The sequence below is a fragment of the Lapidilactobacillus mulanensis genome (genome assembly GCF_003946215.1).
GTDB classification, from domain to species: Bacteria; Bacillota; Bacilli; order Lactobacillales; family Lactobacillaceae; genus Lapidilactobacillus; species Lapidilactobacillus mulanensis.
On record NZ_RHOW01000106.1, the window covers coordinates 1 to 1,194 of the forward strand.

Here is a 1,194-nt window from a genome sequence, read left to right on the forward strand (position 1 = left end):
AAAAGGAAGAATTAGTCGCTTAAATTATACATAAACGTGTCCGGATTCTTGACTCAGATCCATTTAACGTACGCGAAGCAATGGAAAACTATGTAATTGATAACTAAGAAAATCTCCCTGCCTTGCTGATCAGAAGAGTTAGATAAGTTCGCTAAAAATATAGTATACCAGAATTAGTTCTAGTATTGGAGGAATATTTGTGAATAAAAAGTTTTGGGCAATAGTAACAATTGGGCTGAGTATTGTCATGCTCGCTGGCTGTTCAACGGAAAATAATAAATCAGGTCAGTCATCATCATCAAAGACCACTAAGTTATCTAAAGCCGATCAGGCACTAAAAAACGCCACCACAGATGTTAACTCATTATTCGACGTCCGATATACTGAGTTGCGTGACGGTTTAGAGAAAGACGAGATCGACGCGGTAAATAAAGAAGTAAACTCGCTATCTGCCAGCAAAAGATCAAAGCTAGCGGATAACATCAAGACCGCTTACAAGTTGTGGCCGGCATATGCGAAAAGTCAGTCATCAAAAGAATCGAGTCAGGCCTATAAAGCTAGCATGAAAGCCGACAAAGTCGATGCCGCCAAGTCCAGCAAGGAGGCTAGCTCAGAAGCTAACCAGACAAGCAAGAACATAGAAGCCGAATCTAGTCGTGATGCTGCTAGCCAATCTGAATCATCTAGTAAGATTGCTGCATCTACTTCCAAGAAAAAGGCACAGAATCAAAACAAATCGATCAGTATATCCATGGTCAAAGAAATGCACGATAGAATTGACGGAGCTGACGGAATATCTGAAAAGGTACTCGCACTGTCAAAGGATCCAAACGCAAACGTGGATAAAATAAAAAAAGAAATAATTGTTCTCAAAAATGTTGCAGCAGAGTGTGATGAGAATTACTGGAGTTCAGACGATTACCCTGATGGATTTAGCGATAATTTGTATAAATTTTGGCAACTCTCATCTAAAATTTTAAACGCTCAGAGGAATTATCTAAGGTATCTGATTAATGAAACCGACAAAGAACCGGCTTCATTTGATAAAGACGTTACCAAATGGAACAAACTATACACGCAGATCATAAATTCATAAAATAGCCGTATCCCCAAACAAAATCTTTTATAATAAAACTGACTAACATTAGTGGTGAATCATAATTCGACGGAATTATGATTCACCACTTTTCTTTG

At 38.3% G+C, this 1,194-nt stretch carries 1 protein-coding gene; it reads left to right on the plus strand.

Features of this window, described 5'->3' with window-relative positions; translation table 11 throughout:
- Window positions 1-199 precede the first annotated feature (199 nt).
- On the plus strand, window positions 200-1,096 hold the full coding sequence (locus tag EKM67_RS10715; protein WP_125578958.1) for a toxin Cry1Ac domain D-VI-related protein: 897 nt from the start codon (window positions 200-202) through the stop codon (window positions 1,094-1,096).
- The last annotated feature ends 98 nt before the right edge of the window (window positions 1,097-1,194 follow it).